Origin of the sequence: Dissulfurirhabdus thermomarina, assembly GCF_012979235.1 — a bacterium.
Classification (GTDB): domain Bacteria; phylum Desulfobacterota; class Dissulfuribacteria; order Dissulfuribacterales; family Dissulfurirhabdaceae; genus Dissulfurirhabdus; species Dissulfurirhabdus thermomarina.
This window is the reverse complement of record NZ_JAATWC010000006.1, coordinates 73,836-91,059: the sequence shown is the minus strand read 5'-3', so window position 1 is coordinate 91,059 and position 17,224 is coordinate 73,836. Positions and strand designations below refer to the sequence as shown.

Here is a 17,224-nt window from a genome sequence, read left to right as displayed (position 1 = left end):
TTCCTCGCTCGTCTGGGGTCACTCGGCCTCGCCGGCCAGCAGGCGCTGGATCCGTTCCTGGGCGTCCAGGGAACGGTCCAGGCTGAAGGTGATCTCGGGCGTCCGCCGGAGATCCAGCCGGCGGCCGAGGGCCCGGCGGACGAAGCCCTTGGCGCTCTCCAGGCCGGCCATGGCCGCGTCGCGGCGGTCCTGCCCGCCCAGGACCGAGACCTGGACCCGGGCGTGGCGGAGGTCGGCGGTGACCTCCACGGCCATGACCGTGATGAGGCCCTGGACCCTGGGGTCCTTGATCCGGCGCTGGAGGAGATCGGCCATCTCGTCGCGGATCAGGTCGCCCACCCGGCGCGCCCGCTGTGACTTGTGCGGCATCATTTCTCGGTTCGCTCGCCTTCGCGGTCCTTCAGGAGAAGTTGAGGATCTCGATGTCCGTCTCCACGACCTCCACCAGGCAGGTCCCCTCGATGAAGTCGAGGACCTTGTCCAGGGCGCCGTTGATGACGGGCCGGCTGTTGCCCACCGCGGAGATGCCGATGGTCCCCCGCTGCCAGTCGTCGTGGTCGGCCACCTCCGAGACGGCCACCCCGAAGCGGTTTCGGACCTGTCCCATGAGACTCTGCATGACCCGCCGCTTTCCCTTGAGGGAATGGTTTTCCGGGAGGCGGACCCGGATGTGCGCGATGCCCACGACCATGTGCCCGGCAGGGGGTGCGACCACGGACCGGCCGCGGCCTCAGCCTCCCTGTCCCTCGCCGCCGGGCTGGGCCGTCTCCAGCTCCGGCGCCACCTCTTCCATGCGGTAGACCTCGATGATGTCCCCGACCTTGATGTCGTTGAATCGCTCGAGGCCGATACCGCACTCGTAGCCCGCCTGCACCTCCTTCACGTCGTCCTTGAAGCGGCGCAGGGAGGCGATCTTGCCGTTGTAGACCACCACGTTGTCCCGGAAGAGCCGGGCCTGGGCGTTGCGGCGGACCACGCCCTCCTGGACGAAGCAGCCGGCCACGGTGCCCACCTTGGGGACGTGGAAGGTCTCGCGGACCTCTGCCTGCCCGAGGACCTTCTCCTCGAAGACCGGCTCGAGGAGTCCCACCATGCTGTTCCGGACCTCGTCCAGGGCCTGGTAGATGACGTCGTAGAACCGGACGTCCACTTCTTCCTTCTCGGCCAGGGCCTTGGCCTGGGGGTTGGGCCGGACGTTGAAGCCGATGACGATGGCCCCGGAGGCGGAGGCGAGCAGGATGTCCGACTCGGAGATGGCCCCGATGCCGCTGTGGACGATGTTGACCCGGATCTCCGGGGTGCTCATCTTCCGGAGGGCCTCTCCCAGGGCCTCCACGGATCCCTGGACGTCGGCCTTGAGGACGATGTTGAGCTCCTTGAGTTCCTGCTCCTGCATCCGCTCGAAGAGGCCCTCGAGGGTGACCTTGCCCGCCTTGGCGAGCTCCGCCTCCCGGGCCTTCATCTGCCGGTACTCGGCGACCTCCCGGGCCTTCTTCTCGTCGGAGAGCACGGCCAGCTCGTCGCCGGCCTCGGGGACGCCGGACAGGCCCTGGATCTCCACGGGGATGGAGGGGCCGGCCTCCTCCACGCGGACGCCCTTGTCGTTCAGCATGGCCCGGACCCGGCCGTGGTGGAGGCCGCAGACCACGGCGTCGCCCGTCCGGAGCGTTCCCTCCGTGACGAGCACCGTGGCCACCGGGCCCCGGCCCTTGTCGAGCCGGGCCTCGATGACGTGGCCGCGGGCCGGCCGGACCGGGTCGGCCTTGAGCTCCATGACCTCCGCCTGCAGGGCCAGCATCTCGAGCAGGGCCTCGATGCCGATCTTCTTCTTGGCGGAGATCTCCACGAAGATGGTCTGGCCGCCCCACTCCTCGGGGATGAGGCCGAGCTCGGCCAGCTCCTTCTTCACCCGGTCGGGGTTGGCGTCCGGCTTGTCGATCTTGTTGATGGCCACGATGATGGGCACGTCCGCCGCGCGGGCGTGGTCGATGGCCTCCCGGGTCTGGGCCATGACACCGTCGTCGGCGGCCACGATGAGGATGACGATGTCGGTCACCTTGGCCCCGCGGGCGCGCATGGCGGTGAAGGCGGCGTGCCCCGGGGTGTCGAGGAAGACCACCTCCTGCCCCGCGGGCAGGCGCACGTGGTAGGCCCCGATGTGCTGGGTGATGCCGCCGGCCTCCTGGGAGACCACGTCGGCCTTGCGGATGGCGTCGAGGAGGCTGGTCTTGCCGTGGTCCACGTGGCCCATGACCGTGACCACCGGGGGACGCGGCACCGGCTCGCCCCCCTGGACCTCTTCTTCCTGGAGGAGGTCCTCCGCCACGGCCCGCTTCTCCACCTCGTAGCCGAACTCGGAGGCCACGAGCACCGCGGCGTCGTAGTCGATGGCCTGGTTGGCCGTGGCCATGACGCCAAGCCCCATGAGCTTCATGATGACGTCGGCCGCCTTGACGGACATCCGCTTGGCGAGCTCTCCCACGGGGATGGTCTCGTGGATGAGAATCTTGCGCTTGCCTTCCTTCGGGGCACCGGCGGCTCCAGCCTCACCGCCGCCGCGGTGCCTCTTGGCGGATTTGCGGGCGGAGAGGGAGAGGGAGAGGCCGGCGTCCACGGGGGCGCCCTTGGCGTCGAGGTCGATCTCCTCCACGAGGAGCTTCTTGATGGGCTTCTTCCGCTCCTTCATGCGGCGGCCCGGGGCCCGTTTCCGGCCGCGGTCCTCGGTGATGGTGGAGATCTGGACCACGCGCTTGCCCTTCTTCTTCCCCTTCTTGTCGGTGGGGGGGATGTCGGAGGCCAGGGGCTGGCCGGTGGCCTCGAATTCCCCGCCCGGGGGCTGGGTGCGCCGGCTCTGGGGGGGCGGCGCGGCGGGCTCGGGCAGGACGATCCGCGGATGGTCGAGGATCTTGACGAAGGTCTTGGCGGCCTCGGGTTCGGGGGCGGCGCTTTTCCCCGGGGGCGGCGCTTCGGGCTCCTCCGGGGCCGGAGGCCCTTCGGCCTCCGCCGCGGCGGCGGGGGGTTCCGCCGCGGCGGCTGGTGCCGATTCGGCGGCCGGCGCCGGCTCGGGGGAGGGGGGCGGGGTCTCCGGCGTCTCGCCCCCGGGGGCGGCCGCCTCGGAGGGCGCGACCTCGGTCTCGGTCCCGCCCTTGATGATCTTCTTGATCCGGAAGACCTGGTGGCGGCGCCGGATGACCTTCTTGGCCCGGGGCTTGTCCCCGCCGGTTGCCTCGGCCGCCTCGCCCCCGCCGCGCATCTTCCGGCGGATGGCGTCCACCTCGTAGTCCTCGAGGGTGCTCATGTAGCTCTTTATCTCGAAGCCGAGCTCGCGGACCCGGGCCTCCATCTCCTTGCTGGTCAAGCCGAATTCCTTGGCCAGCTCGTGGACTCTTACCTTTCCCATGCTGTCTACTTTCCCCCGAAAATGGTTTCAGTGCCGCGGTGCGGGTTGCGCCTCCGCCGCCGCAACCAGGTCTCCCGGCTCCACGGGGCCCCGGAAGGCCCGGTGGAGCCGGCCCCGCCGGTCTCGTGCCAGCCGCTCGAGGCAGCCGCCGCCGGCGCAGACGTAGGCGCCCCGTCCCGGCAGGGTGCCGCGGGTGTCGAGGCAGACGCGCCCGTCCCGGGCGACCAGGCGAATCAGCCGGTTCTTTTCGGCCTTCCGGCCGCAGGCGATGCACGTCCGCGTCGGTGCTGTCATGGCCTCGGTGACGGCCGGCCGGTTCAGGCCGTCTCCTCCTCCGGGGCCTCGGCGGGCGCCGCCTCCTCCGCCGCCTGGGCGGCGGCTCCGGCCCCCGCGGCCTCGTCTTCTTCGCCTTCTTCGCCGCCCGTCTCCTCGTCCGTCTCGCTCTCCGGCGGGAGGTTCCGGGCGCCTTCCACCAGCTCGGCTGCCAGCTCCGGCTCCAGCTCCAGGGCGGCAGCCAGTTCCTCGGGGTCGGCCTCGGCCAGGCGGGCCGGCGAGGTGAAGTCGTTGTCGTAGAGCTTGTCGGCCAGGTTCTCCGTCATCCCCGGGATCCGCAGCAGGGCCCGGTAGTCCGGGTCCTGGAGGTGGATGTAGCGGGTCTCGCTCTTGACGTCGATCCGCCAGCCCAAGAGCCGCGCCGCCAGGCGCACGTTCTGCCCCTGGCGCCCGATGGCCAGCGAGAGCTGGTCGTCCGGGACGATGACCTCCAGGGCCTGGTTGGCGTCGTCCACGATGACCCGCGAGCACTCGGCCGGGGACAGGGCATTGTAGACGTACTTGGCCGGGTCGAGGTTCCACGGCACGATGTCGATCTTTTCCCCCCGAAGCTCCTGCACCACCGCCTGGACCCGGGAGCCCCGCATCCCCACGCAGGCCCCCACCGGGTCCACGTCGGAATCGCTGGAGGCCACGGCGATCTTGGCCCGGCTGCCCGGGTCGCGGGCGACGCCCATGATCCGGACGATGCCGTCGGCCATCTCCGGGACCTCCAGTTCGAAGAGCTTGACCAGGAAGTTCGGGTGGGTGCGGGAGAGGACGATCTGGGGCTCGGTGGTGGATTTTCGGACCTCGAGGATGTAGGCCTTGAGGCGGTCGCCCCGGCGGTAGCTCTCGGAGGAGATCTGCTCGCTGTGGGGCAGAATGGCCTCGGTGCGGCCGAGGTTCACGATGACGTTGCCCCGCTCGTAGCGCTGGATGATGCCGTTGACGATCTCGCCCTCCCGGCCCTTGTACTCCTCGTAGATGAGGTCGCGCTCGGCGCTCTTCATCCGCTGGATGATGACCTGCCGGGCGGACTGGGCGGCGATCCGGCCGAGGGACGAGATGTCCATGGCGGTCCCGATGCTGTCGCCCAGCTCGCTGTCGGGGTCCAGCTCGCGGGCCTCCTCCATGGAGATCTCGGTCTGGTCGTCCTCGACCTCCTCCACCACCGTGCGGAACTGGAAGACCTCCAGATCCCCCGTGGCCTCGTCGTAGTGGACCTCCAGCTCGAGGCGGGCGCCGTAGCGCTTCTTGACCGCCGACTTGATGGCCTCCTCGAGGGCCGAGACGAGGATTTCCCGGTCGAGTCCCTTCTCCTTGCTCACCTGGTCGATGATTCGCTTGAGTTCCAGTCCCATTCGCGTCGTTCCCCGCTCTGTAGTGTTGGGGCCGTTCGAGAACGGCCGCCCGGCCCTGCTCCTAGAGGATGTCCAGCCGCGCCTTGCGCACCATGCCCAGCGGCAGCCGGACCTCGCCGCCCTCCACGGCGCGGAGGCGGATGGCGCCGTCCGAGAGGCCCTCGAGGACGCCCCGGAAGGTCTTTCGGCCCTCCAGCGGAGCCTTGAGCTGGACGAGGACCTTTTCTCCGGCGAAACGCTCGAAGTCGGCCTCCCGGGTCAGTGGGCGGTTGATCCCCGGGGAAGAGACCTCGAGCCGGTAGGGACCGGGGACGGGGTCGTGGACGTCCAGGGCGTCTCCCACCCAGCGGCTCACCTCGGCGCAGTCGTCCACGGTGACCCCCCCGGGCTTGTCGATGACGAGGCGGAGGAGCCGCCCCCCCCGGCCGCCGTGGTATTGCACGTCCACCAGCTCCATGCCCTCCTGCCGCACCAGGGGCTCGGCCAGGTGGCGCACCGCCTGGCTGATCTCCCGGGCCTCCCGTTCCAGCTCGTCCGGTGCCATAAACAAATAAAGTGGGCCCCGGGCCCACTTCCTTAGCAGAAAGTCCTTGATATTTGAATGCGTGAAGCTACAGACGAAATATCAATGCGATTTCCACTAATCGAAGTAAGCCGTTTCCCGGATATATCGGACCCCCGGGAGCGGGGCAAACCTCAATAAGGGATGGAGCGGGCGACGGGCTTCGAACCCGCGACCCCAAGCTTGGGAAGCTTGTACTCTACCAGCTGAGCTACACCCGCTCGGTTTTCGAGGCGAATATTAAGGGGAGGCGGCCGGCTTGTCAAGGCGTCCGGGGGCCGTGGCGGCGGTCGCGGCGCCTCAGGACTTCTTGTCGAAGCGGATGCCGTGGTGGGAGAGCATGCGGCTGATCCGGGCGGCCTTGGCCGGGTCGAGGTAGGTCATGATGCGGGCCACCTTCTTGCTCTTCATGGTCTCGAAGATCCTGGCCACGGTGGCCTCGTCCAGCTTTCCCAGGAGGAGGGCGGCCCGCTGGGGGTCCATGGCGCTGTAGACGCCCACCAGGTGCTCGAACCGGGCCTCGGCCTGCTTCTTGGCCTTCTTCACCGGGCGCTCGAGCCCGGACTGGAGCCGCTGCAGCTCCCGGAGCCGGCCGGTGAGGTCGTTTTGGAGGAGGTCGAGTTCCTCCGCCCGCCGCCGGATCTCGGCCTCCCGTTCGCGGAGGGAACGGAGCTGGGCGGCGAGGATGGCCGCGGTCTCGGGCTGGCAGGGGATCTCGCCCCGGGCCTGGGCTTGGCCCCGGTGCTCCGGGGCCGTGGCCCGGGCTGGGGCGGGCGGCGCCGGGGGATCCTGGGCCGTGGCCACGGCCCTGGGCGAAGTGAGCAGGGTGCACAGGAGGGCGGCTCCGGCCAGGGCCTTGAGGAGGCCCGCACCGAAGAGGGTTCGGAGGAGCGCGGGGTTCAGGCTGTCCATGTCGGTGGGGCGTCTCCGGTGCATGTCCGATTCCGGGGCCGCGGCGCGGGCGGTCCGTGTCTCACCCCGGTCATGCTTGCAAGTTTCGGGCACAACCGGCGCGGAGGCGTCACTGCCGGCCGCCGTTCTTGTTCCGGGCGTAGCGGCCCGAGGCGAGGTCGTCGGCGGCCTTCTGCTCCGCCCGGGCCTCCTCTTCGATGTAGCGGCGGTACTCCCGCTGCCGGAGCCGTTCCACCACTTCGCTGTCCTGGTGGCGCTGTTCGAGGGTACGGCGGGCCGCCAGCACCTCCGCCTCCACCGCCGCCAGCCGGGTCTCGAGGTGCTCGGCCTCGTCGCGGAGCCGGGCGATGTGTTCGGCCAGGGCCTGGTACTCGGAGGCGAGGAGGCCCTCCCGGGCCCGGGCGTCGAGGTCGTCGCCGGCGCGCCGGATGTCCCGGCGCAGGTCGTCGAGGGCCCCGCGGACCTCGTCCCGGCGGCGCAGGGCCTCGGCCAGGGCCGCCTCGGCCAGCTCGCGGCGGCGGCGGCGGAGCATGCGCAGGGGGGCGAGCCGGAATCGGAAGGGCATGGGCCTTGGGGCCTCGCGCTACTGGAAGAGGGAGATGAGGGCCGCCACGCTCTCCTCGTAGGAGACCCGCCGGTCCACCTCCTGGCGGAGGAAGGCCTGGACCGCGTCAATTTTCTGAAGGGCGAAGTCCACCTCCCGGTTGGATCCCTTGACGTAGGCGCCGATGTTGATGAGGTCCTCGGCGCGGCGGTAGTTGGAGAGCACCCGGATGAGCTGGTGGTAGGCGGGGATCTGGCCCGGGGCGGCGATGTCGCGCATGATCCGGCTGATGCTGGCCAAGACGTCGATGGCCGGGTAATGGCCCCGGTGGGCCAGCTCCCGGCTGAGCACGATGTGCCCGTCCACGATGGCCCGTATGGCGTCGGCGATGGGCTCGTTCATGTCGTCGCCCTCCACGAGCACCGTGTAGATGCCGGTGATGCTGCCGGCGCCGCGGCGCCGGCCCGCCCGTTCCAGGAGCCGCGGCAGCTGGCCGAAGACCGAGGGGGTGTAGCCCCGGGAGGTGGGGGGCTCGCCGATGGCCAGCCCCACCTCCCGGTAGGCCATGGCGAAGCGGGTGACGGAATCCATCATCAGGATGACGTCCTTGCCCTGGTCGCGGAAGTACTCGGCCACGGCGGTGGCGAGGTAGGCCCCGCGGAGCCGGACGAGGGGAGGCTGGTCCGAGGTGGCCACCACCACCACCGATCGTGCCAGGCCCTCGGGCCCGAGGTCGCGCTCGATGAAGTCCCGGAGTTCCCGGCCCCGTTCCCCGATGAGGCCGATGACGCTCACGTCGGCCGAGGTGTGCCGGGCGATCATGCCGAGCAGCGTGCTCTTTCCCACGCCGGAGCCCGCCATGATGGCCACCCGCTGGCCCTTGCCCAGGGTGAGGCAGGCGTTGATGGCGGCCACCCCGACGTCCACCGGCTCGTCGATTCGGGGGCGGTCCATGGGGTTGAGGGGGGCGGCGTAGAGGGGATAGCGCCGGTCGGCCGCCACGGGGCCCTTGTCGTCGAGGGGCGCGCCGAGCCCACCGATGATGCGGCCGAGGAGGGCCTCGCCCACCTCGGCCTCCGCCCGGGTGTCGCTGACCCAGATCTTGGCCCCGGGCTCCACCCCCCGCATCTCGCCCAGGGGCATGAGGAGGACCCGGTTCTCTCGGAAGCCCACCACCTCGGCCGGCAGGCGCTCGCCGCTCCGGAGCTCGATCCGGCAGAGGCCGCCCACCGGGACCCCCGGGCCCCGGCCCTCCACCACCATGCCGATCACCTGGTTGACCACGCCGCACGACTGGATGGTCTTGGCCCGCCGGACCGCCTCCACGTAGGGGGCGAGGTCCAGGCCGGCGGGGGCGGCGATATGCGGGCGTCGGTCGGGCATACGCGGTCCTTTCGGCCCCGGCGGCCCCGGGGCTCAGGCGGGGTCGCCGCCGTTGTCCGGGCCCGGGGGGGCGGTGCCGGCCGGTCCGGGTTCCGGCGCCGGGTCCTCCGGGGGGCCCAGGGGGAGGTCGGCGGCGGGCAGGCGGGTCCGTTCCCGGAGCAGCTCTTCCACGGCCTCGCTGAGGGCCTGCCACCGCGTCTCCACCGTGGCGTCCACGAGGCCGAAGTCCGTCTCGATGAGGCAGCCCGAGCGCCGGACCTGGGGGTCGGGGATGATCTCCACGGACGACCGGCCGGGCGCGGCGGCGCCGCTGGCATAGTGCTCGGCCACGATCTCGGCGTCCCTCGGGTGAAGGTGGAGCCGGACGCGGCTGCCTTCCACCACCCGCTCCATGGCGGCCTGGACGGCCACCCGGAGGACGTCGGGGTTGGTGCGGATCTCGGTGCGTACCAGGGCGCGGGCCACGGCGGTGGCGAGGCGGATCACCTGGGCCTCGTGCTTGGCGAGCATCCGCCGGACCTGGTCCTCCAGGGACCGGATGATCTCCTGGAGGCGCTGGGCCCTGGCCTCGTACTGGCGCCGGCCCAGCTCTTCCCCGTCCTTCCGGCCCTGGGCGAACCCCTGGTTGTAGGCCTGGCTCTCGATCTCCTCCGCGCGGCGCCGGGTCTCTTGGAGAAAACGCTCGGCCTCGAGGCGGGGGTCGGGGGGGGCGGAAGGCGCTTCTTCGACGCCCGTCTCCTCCGGCGGGGAAGGGGGCGAGGCCGCCTCGTCCTCGGGGACCAGCCGGGCGAGGGCGTTGAAGGAGGCGTCGTCCTCGAGGTCCTCGGGGAGCCGGAGGCGGCGCACGGGGATTTCCCCGGACCGGGGCGATTTGAAGATCCTAGACAAGGATCTCGTCGCCTCCTTTTCCGCCGAGGACGATCTTGCCCTCGCTCTCCAGGCGCTTGGCCACCTTGATGATCATCTGCTGGGCCATCTCCACGTCCTTCAGGCGGACCGGTCCCATGATCTCGAGGTCTTCCTTGAGCATCTGGGAGGCCCGCTCGGACATGTTGCTGTAGAACTTTTCCCGGAGTTCCTCGCTGGCCGCCTTGATGGCCATCTTGAGCTCTTCCGTGCTGATCTCCTTGAGGATGGCGATGATGGCGGTGTCGTCCACCTCGAGGAGGTCCTCGAACTTGAACATGAGCTTTCGGATCTCCTCGGCCATCTCCACCGATTCCGACTCGATCTTCTCGAGGATACCCTCCTCCAGGGTCCGGTCCACGTTGTTCAGGATCTCGGCCACCTTCTCCGTGCCACCCACCTTGGTGGCGTCGCTCATCTCCACGGTGAAGAGTTCCTCCTCCAGAACACGGTCGATCTCGGCGATGATGTCCGGGTTGATCTTGTCGAGGGTGGCGATGCGCTTGATCACCTCGTGCTGCATCTTCTCCGGCAGCTCCCCGAGCACGGCGGCGGAAAGCTCCGGGGACAGGTGCGCCAGGATCACCGCGATGGTCTGGGGGTGCTCGTTGCGCAGGAAGTTCACGATCACCTTGGGTTCGAGGCTGGTGAGCTTCTGGAAGGTGGAGGGGTGGAGCTGGTGCAGGATGTCCGTGAGGATCCGCTCGGCCTGGTCCTCGGGCATGGAGTTGTAGAGGACCTTCTTCAGGAAGTCCTCCACCGAGACGGCCATGTCGCCCTGGACCAGGGCCATCTTGGTGCGGACCTCGTCGGTGATCTTCTCCACGGCCTCGCCGGGGATGTTGGTCACATGGGCCATCACCCGGGAGACCCGGCGCACCTCGTCCTCGCTGAGGTGCTTGAAGACCTCGGCGGTGTACTGCTCCCCCATGGTGAGGAGGAAGACGGCCGCCTTCTCTACGCCCTTGGGGTCGGTGAGATCCATGGCCTACGATCCCCCCGATTCTTCCGGGGAGGGCTCCCGCAGCCAGACCTTGATGAGGGCCGCGGCCCGCTCGGGGTAGTCCTGCGCCAGCTCGCGGAGTTCCTCGTGCACGCTGGGGAGGGGGCCGAGGGCCGCGCGCCGCCGCCGGGCGGCCAGCCGTGCCTTTTGGTCTTCTTCCAGGGCCTCGAGGGGCTCGCCGCCGGGGAGTCCCCGCGGCCCGGCGCCCGGCGCCTGGAGGACGTAGCGCTTGAGGAGCGGCCTCAGGACGAAGACGATGAAGGCCAGCGCCAGGGCCAGGTGGACCAGGGGGCGGAGGAGCCGGGAGCCGAGTTCCGGCCACTCCATGCCGCCGCCCGTGGCCCCGCCCTCGGTGGTGAAGGGGACGTTTACGACGCTCAGCTCGTCGCCGCGGTCGTCGCTGAAGCCCATGGCGGCCCGCACGATCCGTTCGAGGTTGGCCATCTCTTCCGGGGTCCGAGGGACGTAGACCCGCTGGCCCGTCTTCTCGTCGGTCTTGTAGGTGCCGTCCACGAGGACACCCACGGACAGGCGCTTGATCTTGCCCACGGCGCCCCGGACCTGGCGTTGGAGGCGGGTGATCTCGTAGTTGGTGACGCTCTGCTCGCGCCGGGTGCCGGCGGCCCCGGCCGCGGCGGCGCCCCCGCCGAGGTTCCCCTGCAGCTTGTCGGCCAGCGCGCCCTTGACCCCCGGGACGCCGCCGGGCGCCCCCGGGGCGGCCGCCCCCTCGACCACCTTCTGTTCGCTTCGCACGGCCACGGTGTCGGGGTCGTAGCGGTCTTCGTTGAGGCTGACCTCGTCGAAGTCGATCTCGGCGGAGACCCGGGCCACCGCCTTGCTGGGGCCCAGGGCGTCCTCGAGCATACTCTGGATCTTCTGCTTGTAGTAGTTTTCGAGGTTGCGGCGGTACTGGAGCTGGGCCGTGGTGGGGTGGTCCCCCGTGCCGCCCGCCGGCCGCTCCGGGAAGAGGATGTTGCCCGAGGTGTCCACCACCGACACCTTGTCCATCTGGAGCCGCGGCACGGCGCTGGCCACCAGGAAGGCCACGCCCCGAACCTGGGCGTCGGAAAGGGCCATGCCGGACTTGAGCCGCAGCACCACCGAGGCGGTGGGCTCCCGGCGCTCCGCCACGAAGACCGCCTCCTCCGGCTGGGCCAGGTGCACCCGGACCGACTCCACCTGGGGGAACCGGGCGATGGTCCGTTCCAGCTCGCCCTGGAGGGCCCGCTGGTAGTTCACCTTCTGGACGAATTCCGTGGCCCCGAGCCGGTTCTGGTCGAAGATCTCGAACCCCACGGATTGTCCCTTCGGGAGCCCCTTGCTGGCCAGGGAGAGCCGGGCCTCATAGACCTTGTCCTGGGGGACCTCCACGGCGGTGCCCCCGCCGGAGAGTCGGTAGGGGATCCCCTCCGTCTTCAGCCATTCCACGATGTCCGCGGCGTCTTCCGGGGCGAGGTCCTTGTAGAGAACGCCGTAGGTGGCCTGGCTCGTGAAGACGTAGAGCCCGGCGAAGGCGGCGAAGGTGAAGAGGATCACCAGCCCGCTCACGATGCGCTGCCGGAGGTCGAGTTGCCGCCAGATGCCTTGAAGTTGTGCCAGGGGGTCGCCGGTTGCCATGGTTTGGGGTCGCTTTCTCCAGAAGTCGGTGGTCTCGAAACGATCACCGGCTCTCGTGTGTTCCAGACCGTCCGCCGGTGCGGCGTTTCAAACTCTGCCTGAAGGCGTCGCCAAGATGCGCCGACTGCCGCGGTGCTTCGGATGCCGTCGTCATCGCGGCGTACCCGTCGCCCGCCGGCTAGGGCTGGATCCGCATGATCTCTTCATAGGCGCTCACGACCTTGTTCCGGACCTGGAGCAGGAGCCGGAGCGAGAGGCCCGCCTTGGTGGTGGCGATCATGGTGCGGGCCACGTCCACGGGCTCGCCCGCGGCCAGGCGCCGCCGGAGGTCGTCCGCCTCGAGGAGGGAGCGGTTCACCTTCTCGACGGCGTGCTCGAGCATGTCGGCGAAGCCGCCGCCGGCCTTTCGGGCCCCCGCTTCGGCGCCGGCGGGCCCCGCCGCGGCCGGCAGGGTGGGGTCGATCTTCATGGGCATGCCTCCTTGACTGCCTTCGCGGGGCCGCGGGATCAGGCCGCGATCTCCAGCGCCTTGAGCGTCATGGCCTTGGCGGTCTCCACGGCGGTGGCATTGGCCTCGTAGGCGCGGCTGGCGGCCATGATGTCCACCATCTGCTCGAGGACGTCCACGTTGGGCATGCGGACGATGCCGTCGGCGTCGGCGTCGGGGTGATCCGGGTCGTAGACCTCCACGAAGGGGTTCGGATCTTCCACGATGCCGGCCACCTCCACGCTCTGAAGCCGGTCCGTCGCGTCGGCCAGGGCCCGGCCGAAGGCGCCCGCGGCCGCGTCCGGGGCGTAGGGGACGGCCCGGAAGACCACGGACCGGGGCCGGTAGGGTCCCCCGTCCACCGTTCGCGTCACCTGCGCGTTGGCGAGGTTCATGGTGGCCACGTTCAGCCGGGTCCGCTGGGCGGAGAGCCCCGCGCCCGCAAGGTCGATGGCGGCGAAGAGGTTCACGACTTGCCTCCTTCCGTGATGGCGAGGTTGAGTTCCTCGAAGGATTTCGCCATGGACCGGACGATGACCTGGTAGCGGAGGTTGTTCTCCGCCAGGCGGGCCATCTCCCGGTCGAGATCCACGTCGTTGGGGACGCCCCGCTCCCGGCCCGTCCGGGCCGGGTCCGGGCGATCCGCCTCCGGCGCGAGGCCCGGCAGGTGCCCGGGCCGGGTCCGGGCCAGCTCCGGGGGGGCGCCGGCCCGCCCCGGTGCGTCCCCGGCGGTGGGGTCCGTCTTCGCAAGGTACCGGGCCATGACCTCCCGGAAGGGGATGTCGCGGGCCCGGTAGCCGGGGGTGTCCACGTTGGCCACGTTGGCGGTGATCACGGCGTTTCGCCGGGCGCAGACGTCCAGGGCCTTCTCCATGACCTGGAAGGTTCTGCCGAAGAGGGTCTTCATGCCTCGTCCTCCGGTGACCGCCGCGCTACAGGACCAGGCCGGCGCGCCGGTAGTCGGCCAGCTTGTTCCGCAGGGTCCGGACGCTGATGCCCAGCAGCTTGGCGGCGTGGGTCCGGTTGCCCTGGGTCCGTGCCAAGGCCTTCTGGATCATGGCCTTCTCCATCTCGTCGAGCTTGAGGACGGTGTCGCCGGCGGGCTCGGGCCCGGGAAGGCCGGCCTCCGCCTCGTCCGCCAGGAGATCCGCCAGGGTGATGTGCGAATCCTGTGCCAAGAGGACCCCGCGTTCCACCACGTTGCGGAGTTCCCGGACGTTGCCGGCCCAGGGGCGGCGGGCCAGCTCTTCCAGGACGCCCTCGGCGAAGGCCAGCTCCCCCCGGCGGTACTCCGCGCAGAACCGGGCCCGGTAGTGCTCGGCCAGGAAGGGGATGTCCTCGGGCCGCTCCCGGAGGGCCGGGACGCGGAAGGGGATCACGTTGAGCCGGAAGTAGAGGTCTTCCCGGAAGTCCCCCTTGCGGACGGCGGCAAGGATTTCCCGGTTGGTGGTCGAAATGACCCGCACGTCCACCGGGACCGGCGCCGTGCCGCCGAGGCGGTCCACCTCCCCTTCCTGCAGGACGCGCAGGAGCTTCGCCTGGAGGGTGGGGGCCATCTCGGTGATCTCGTCCAGCAGGATGGTGCCGCCGTCGGCCTGTTCGAAGCGCCCGGCCTTGCGCCGGACGGCCCCGGAAAAGGCCCCCTTCTCGTGGCCGAAGAGTTCGCTCTCGAGGAGGGTCTCCGGCAGCGCCGCGCAGTTGACGGCCACGAAGGGGCCGCCGGCCCGGTCGCTGTGGCGGTGGATGTAACGGGCGAGGAGTTCCTTGCCGGTGCCGCTCTCCCCCTGGATGAGCACCGCCGCCCGGCTCGGGGCCACGCTGCGGGCCCGGGCCAGGATGGCCTCCATGGCGGGGCTCGCCGTGAGGAGCCGGTGGCGGTCCTCCGCGCGGCGTGGGGCGCCGGCGGGGGCGGGCGCTTCGGGGGGCGCTCCCGCCGCGCCGGGGGTCCGCCCGGTGGTCTCCACGGCCCGGGCCAGGGCCAGGGCCAGGGTGTCGGGGGCGAAGGGGGGTGTCATGACGTCGGCGGCGCCGAGCCGCATGGCGGCCACCGCGTCCTCGATGGCCGCGCGGGCCGCGGCGAGGAGGATGGGCGCCCGGCCGCCCCCACGCCCCGCCAGGGCCTCGAGGGCGGCCAGGCCGTCCTGGACGCCCGCCTCGTGCCACACCAGGGCCGCGTCGTGCTCCCCGCGCTCCAGGAGGGCCGAGGCGGCGGCGAGGTCGGGGGCCGCGGAGACCTCGTGGCCCGTCGCCTCGAGGTGCTCCTGGAGGAGGAGGCGTTCCCGGGGCCCCGGCGCGAGCACCAGGACGCGGAGTCCGTGGCGGCCGGCGGCGGCGGTCACTTGGCGGCCCTCCCGGCGGCCCCGGGGGCCCGGTGGAGGTCGGCACGAAAGAGGCCGGCCGGGCCGTCCCAGAAGGCCAGGTTCTGGGCCAGCACCGCCCGGGCCTGGGTCCAGATGGAGTCGGGCGCGCCGCCGCCGGCCTCCAGCCGTTCCCGGGCGGGGGCGAGCCGGCCTTCCTGCTCGAGCGCCAGGGCCAGCCGGACCGCCAGGGCGGCGTCGGGGGCTTCTCCCAGGGCCGCCGCGCCTTCGTAGGCCGAGCGGGCCTCGCCTGGGCGCCCGGCCCGAAGGGCGGCGTCGCCCCAGAGCACGTAGAGCGGGCGCCGGCGCTCGGGCGGCAGCTCCCGGTCCATAACGGGCCGGAGGGCCCGGAGCCGCCGCCACCGGCCGGCGCGGGCGGCGGCCTCCACGGCGCCTGCCAGGGCGTCGGCTCGGATGCCCGGGGTCTTCGCCTCGGCCAGGGCCCGGTCGTAGGCGGCCAGGGCCCCCGGCCAGTCCCCCCCCGCCGCCGCGCACCGGGCCCGCAGGAGGGCGGCCCAGGGGTTTCGGGTCTCCCGGGGCGCCAGGACCTCGAGCAGGCGGAGGACGTCGCCGGCCGCCTTCGGGTCTCCCGCGTCCATGGCGGTCTCGGCCCAGGTGAGAAGGAGTTCCACCCCGTCGTCGCGGTCCTTCGGCTCGAGCCGCCAGGCATGGAAGAAGGCGCGGAGGGCCGCATCCGGGCAGCCCAGCTCCCGCCAGGCCCGCCCCAGGTAGAAGGAGTGCATGGGGGAGGCCACGGCATCCATGACCGTCTCGTGGGCGAAATGGTAGTTGGCCAGGTCCAGGGGGCGTTTGCGGGCCAGGAGCTGCCGGTCGAAGGCCAGGAGCGATCGTTCGCCGAGGGCCTTGATCTCCGGCAGGCGCCGGCTCCTCGGCAGGGCCAGCCGGCAGGCCCAGGCCGACTCGAAGGCGGCCCGGAACTCCTGCCGGGCGAAGAGGGCCCGGATGAGCCTCGGCCAGAGCGTCTCCAGGTCGGCGCGGACCCGGTCCGTGATGGGGGTGGGGCCGAAGCGCTCCAGGAAGGCGGCCCCGAAGCCCACGGCCTCCTTCAGGGATTCCAGGGGCTGGGGGGTCCGCTCCAGGGCGCCGCAGGCCGCGTCCACGAGGCGCACGGCCTCGGGCATGAGGCGGCTGGCGGGGGTGAAGCGGACGAAGTCGCGGCCGAGGGAGAGGACGTCCACGTACCGGCCGCCGGCCAGGTGGAGCCGCATGAGTTCGAGGCGCACCTCCTGGGTGAGGGGATGGCGGGGGTAGCGGGTGAGGATGTCCGAGAGGAGCCGGGTGGTGCGTCTCCTGCGGTCGCGGGCGGCGGCGCCGGGCTGGAGCAGCGACAGGCCCCGCCCCTCCATCTGGGCCAGGCGGAAACGGCCGAAGAGGGCCTCCGGCTGCTCCGGGTAGTCGTGCTTGAGGACGAGGTAGTACTTGCGGGCGTCCAGGGGGCGTCCCTCCCGGCGGAAGCTCTCGGCGATCCGGAAGAGGATCTCCGCCCGGGGCCGGACGCCGCCCACGAGGTTCAGGTAGTGGATCCAGAGTCGGCGGGCGGTGGCCCCGTCCCCCCGGATCTCCGCGAGGCGGCCCTCCAGGTAGAGAGCCTCGGGCTCCACGCGGGCGCTCTTGGGGTGCCGGCGGCGAAACTCGCGGAGCCGGGCCTCGGCCGCCTCGGTGTCCCCGGCCTCCAGGGCGAGGATCCCCAGGGCCAGGCGGGCCCGGTTGGCCTCGTAGGTGTCGGGATATTGACTGACGGTTCGTTCGAGCAGGTGGCGGGCCTCGTCTTCGCGGCCCAGCCGCTGGAGGAGCTCCGCCGCGTCCAGGAGGGCCTTGGCGGCCACGGGGTCCTCGGGGGCGTCGTGGGCCACCATCTTCCAGTAGGCCAAGGCCTCCGGGTGGAACCCCACGGCCGCGTAGGCTCGGCCGAGGTCGTAGTAGGCCTCCATGCGGCGGGGGGAATCCGGGAAGCGGTGGACGAATTCGGTGAGGGCGTCGATGGCGTCCCAGTACTCGGCGGCGCCCACCTCCGCCAGGGAGAGGAGGCAGCGGATGCGGGCGAAGTAGAGGCGCTCTCCCCGCCACGGGTCGAAGTCCGGCCGACCCATGAATTCCTCGATGTCCTGGAGGGCCTTGTGCCAGGCCTCGTGTTCCATGGCGGCCTGGACTTCGTAGGGGATGGGATAGGGGGCGGACTTGCCGCCGTCCGCCGCCCGGCCCGGGAGCGGGGCGAGGAGGACGAGCAGGGCGGCCAGGGCCGCCGCCCGAGCGGCGAAGGGGCGGCCAGGGCCGGGCTGTGGGATCGGCGCCTTGGGTGGGTGCATGGTCCTCGGTCCGCCGCCCCGGGTGAGGGGGGTGTCCCGGTCCGGGCGGC

At 71.4% G+C, this 17,224-nt stretch carries 17 protein-coding genes and 1 tRNA gene; all 18 read right to left on the bottom strand.

Features of this window, described 5'->3' with window-relative positions; all coding sequences use genetic code 11:
- Positions 1 to 18: 18 nt before the first annotated feature.
- The 18 genes from rbfA to HCU62_RS08100 all read right to left on the bottom strand — a co-directional run bounded on the left by rbfA (position 19) and on the right by HCU62_RS08100 (position 17,174).
- Entirely contained in the window at positions 19 to 369 is a 351-nt protein-coding gene (rbfA, locus tag HCU62_RS08185; protein WP_163298057.1) for a 30S ribosome-binding factor RbfA, read from the bottom strand.
- Positions 370 to 400: 31 nt separating this feature from the next.
- A complete protein-coding gene (locus HCU62_RS08180; RefSeq protein WP_163298056.1) occupies positions 401 to 715 on the bottom strand; it encodes a DUF503 domain-containing protein in 315 nt (104 codons plus the stop codon).
- 15 nt (positions 716 to 730) lie between these two features.
- The gene (gene infB, locus HCU62_RS08175) at positions 731 to 3,400 is read right to left on the bottom strand and encodes a translation initiation factor IF-2 (RefSeq protein ID WP_169755555.1); all 2,670 of its coding nucleotides are present in this window, start codon (positions 3,398 to 3,400) and stop codon (positions 731 to 733) included.
- Positions 3,401 to 3,427: 27 nt separating this feature from the next.
- Positions 3,428 to 3,694 carry a YlxR family protein gene (locus HCU62_RS08170; RefSeq protein ID WP_163299456.1) on the bottom strand — a complete coding sequence of 89 codons (267 nt, stop codon included), beginning with the start codon at positions 3,692 to 3,694 and terminating at the stop codon, positions 3,428 to 3,430.
- A 23-nt stretch (positions 3,695 to 3,717) separates the two neighbouring features.
- A complete protein-coding gene (nusA, locus tag HCU62_RS08165; protein WP_163299458.1) occupies positions 3,718 to 5,076 on the bottom strand; it encodes a transcription termination factor NusA in 1,359 nt (452 codons plus the stop codon).
- Positions 5,077 to 5,137: 61 nt separating this feature from the next.
- On the bottom strand, positions 5,138 to 5,620 hold the full coding sequence (locus HCU62_RS08160) for a ribosome maturation factor RimP (RefSeq protein ID WP_163299460.1): 483 nt from the start codon (positions 5,618 to 5,620) through the stop codon (positions 5,138 to 5,140).
- A 163-nt stretch (positions 5,621 to 5,783) separates the two neighbouring features.
- Positions 5,784 to 5,859, bottom strand: a tRNA-Gly gene (locus HCU62_RS08155).
- A gap of 79 nt (positions 5,860 to 5,938) precedes the next feature.
- A complete protein-coding gene (locus tag HCU62_RS08150) occupies positions 5,939 to 6,574 on the bottom strand; it encodes a MotE family protein (RefSeq protein ID WP_163299462.1) in 636 nt (211 codons plus the stop codon).
- A gap of 85 nt (positions 6,575 to 6,659) precedes the next feature.
- Complete coding sequence (fliJ, locus tag HCU62_RS08145) at positions 6,660 to 7,115, bottom strand: flagellar export protein FliJ (protein ID WP_163299464.1); 456 nt, start codon at positions 7,113 to 7,115, stop codon at positions 6,660 to 6,662.
- Positions 7,116 to 7,133: 18 nt separating this feature from the next.
- Positions 7,134 to 8,477, bottom strand: coding sequence for a FliI/YscN family ATPase (locus HCU62_RS08140; RefSeq protein WP_163299466.1), 1,344 nt, complete (start codon positions 8,475 to 8,477; stop codon positions 7,134 to 7,136).
- A gap of 33 nt (positions 8,478 to 8,510) precedes the next feature.
- Entirely contained in the window at positions 8,511 to 9,323 is an 813-nt protein-coding gene (locus HCU62_RS08135; protein WP_169755554.1) for a FliH/SctL family protein, read from the bottom strand.
- A gap of 34 nt (positions 9,324 to 9,357) precedes the next feature.
- Positions 9,358 to 10,368, bottom strand: a complete 1,011-nt coding sequence (fliG, locus tag HCU62_RS08130) for a flagellar motor switch protein FliG (protein ID WP_163299013.1) — start codon at positions 10,366 to 10,368, stop codon at positions 9,358 to 9,360.
- Between the two features lie 3 nt (positions 10,369 to 10,371).
- Positions 10,372 to 12,003, bottom strand: a complete 1,632-nt coding sequence (fliF, locus tag HCU62_RS08125) for a flagellar basal-body MS-ring/collar protein FliF (protein ID WP_163299012.1) — start codon at positions 12,001 to 12,003, stop codon at positions 10,372 to 10,374.
- A 178-nt stretch (positions 12,004 to 12,181) separates the two neighbouring features.
- A complete protein-coding gene (fliE, locus tag HCU62_RS08120) occupies positions 12,182 to 12,472 on the bottom strand; it encodes a flagellar hook-basal body complex protein FliE (RefSeq protein ID WP_163299011.1) in 291 nt (96 codons plus the stop codon).
- A gap of 38 nt (positions 12,473 to 12,510) precedes the next feature.
- Complete coding sequence (gene flgC, locus HCU62_RS08115; RefSeq protein WP_163299010.1) at positions 12,511 to 12,960, bottom strand: flagellar basal body rod protein FlgC; 450 nt, start codon at positions 12,958 to 12,960, stop codon at positions 12,511 to 12,513.
- Positions 12,957 to 13,397: a flagellar basal body rod protein FlgB gene (flgB, locus tag HCU62_RS08110; protein WP_163299009.1), complete on the bottom strand. Its 441-nt coding sequence runs from the start codon at positions 13,395 to 13,397 to the stop codon at positions 12,957 to 12,959. The genes flgC and flgB overlap by 4 nt, the downstream gene beginning before the upstream one ends.
- A gap of 25 nt (positions 13,398 to 13,422) precedes the next feature.
- Positions 13,423 to 14,829, bottom strand: a complete 1,407-nt coding sequence (locus HCU62_RS12660) for a sigma-54 dependent transcriptional regulator (RefSeq protein ID WP_309474819.1) — start codon at positions 14,827 to 14,829, stop codon at positions 13,423 to 13,425.
- Positions 14,826 to 17,174: a tetratricopeptide repeat protein gene (locus HCU62_RS08100; RefSeq protein WP_163299008.1), complete on the bottom strand. Its 2,349-nt coding sequence runs from the start codon at positions 17,172 to 17,174 to the stop codon at positions 14,826 to 14,828. The genes HCU62_RS12660 and HCU62_RS08100 overlap by 4 nt, the downstream gene beginning before the upstream one ends.
- Positions 17,175 to 17,224: the final 50 nt, after the last annotated feature.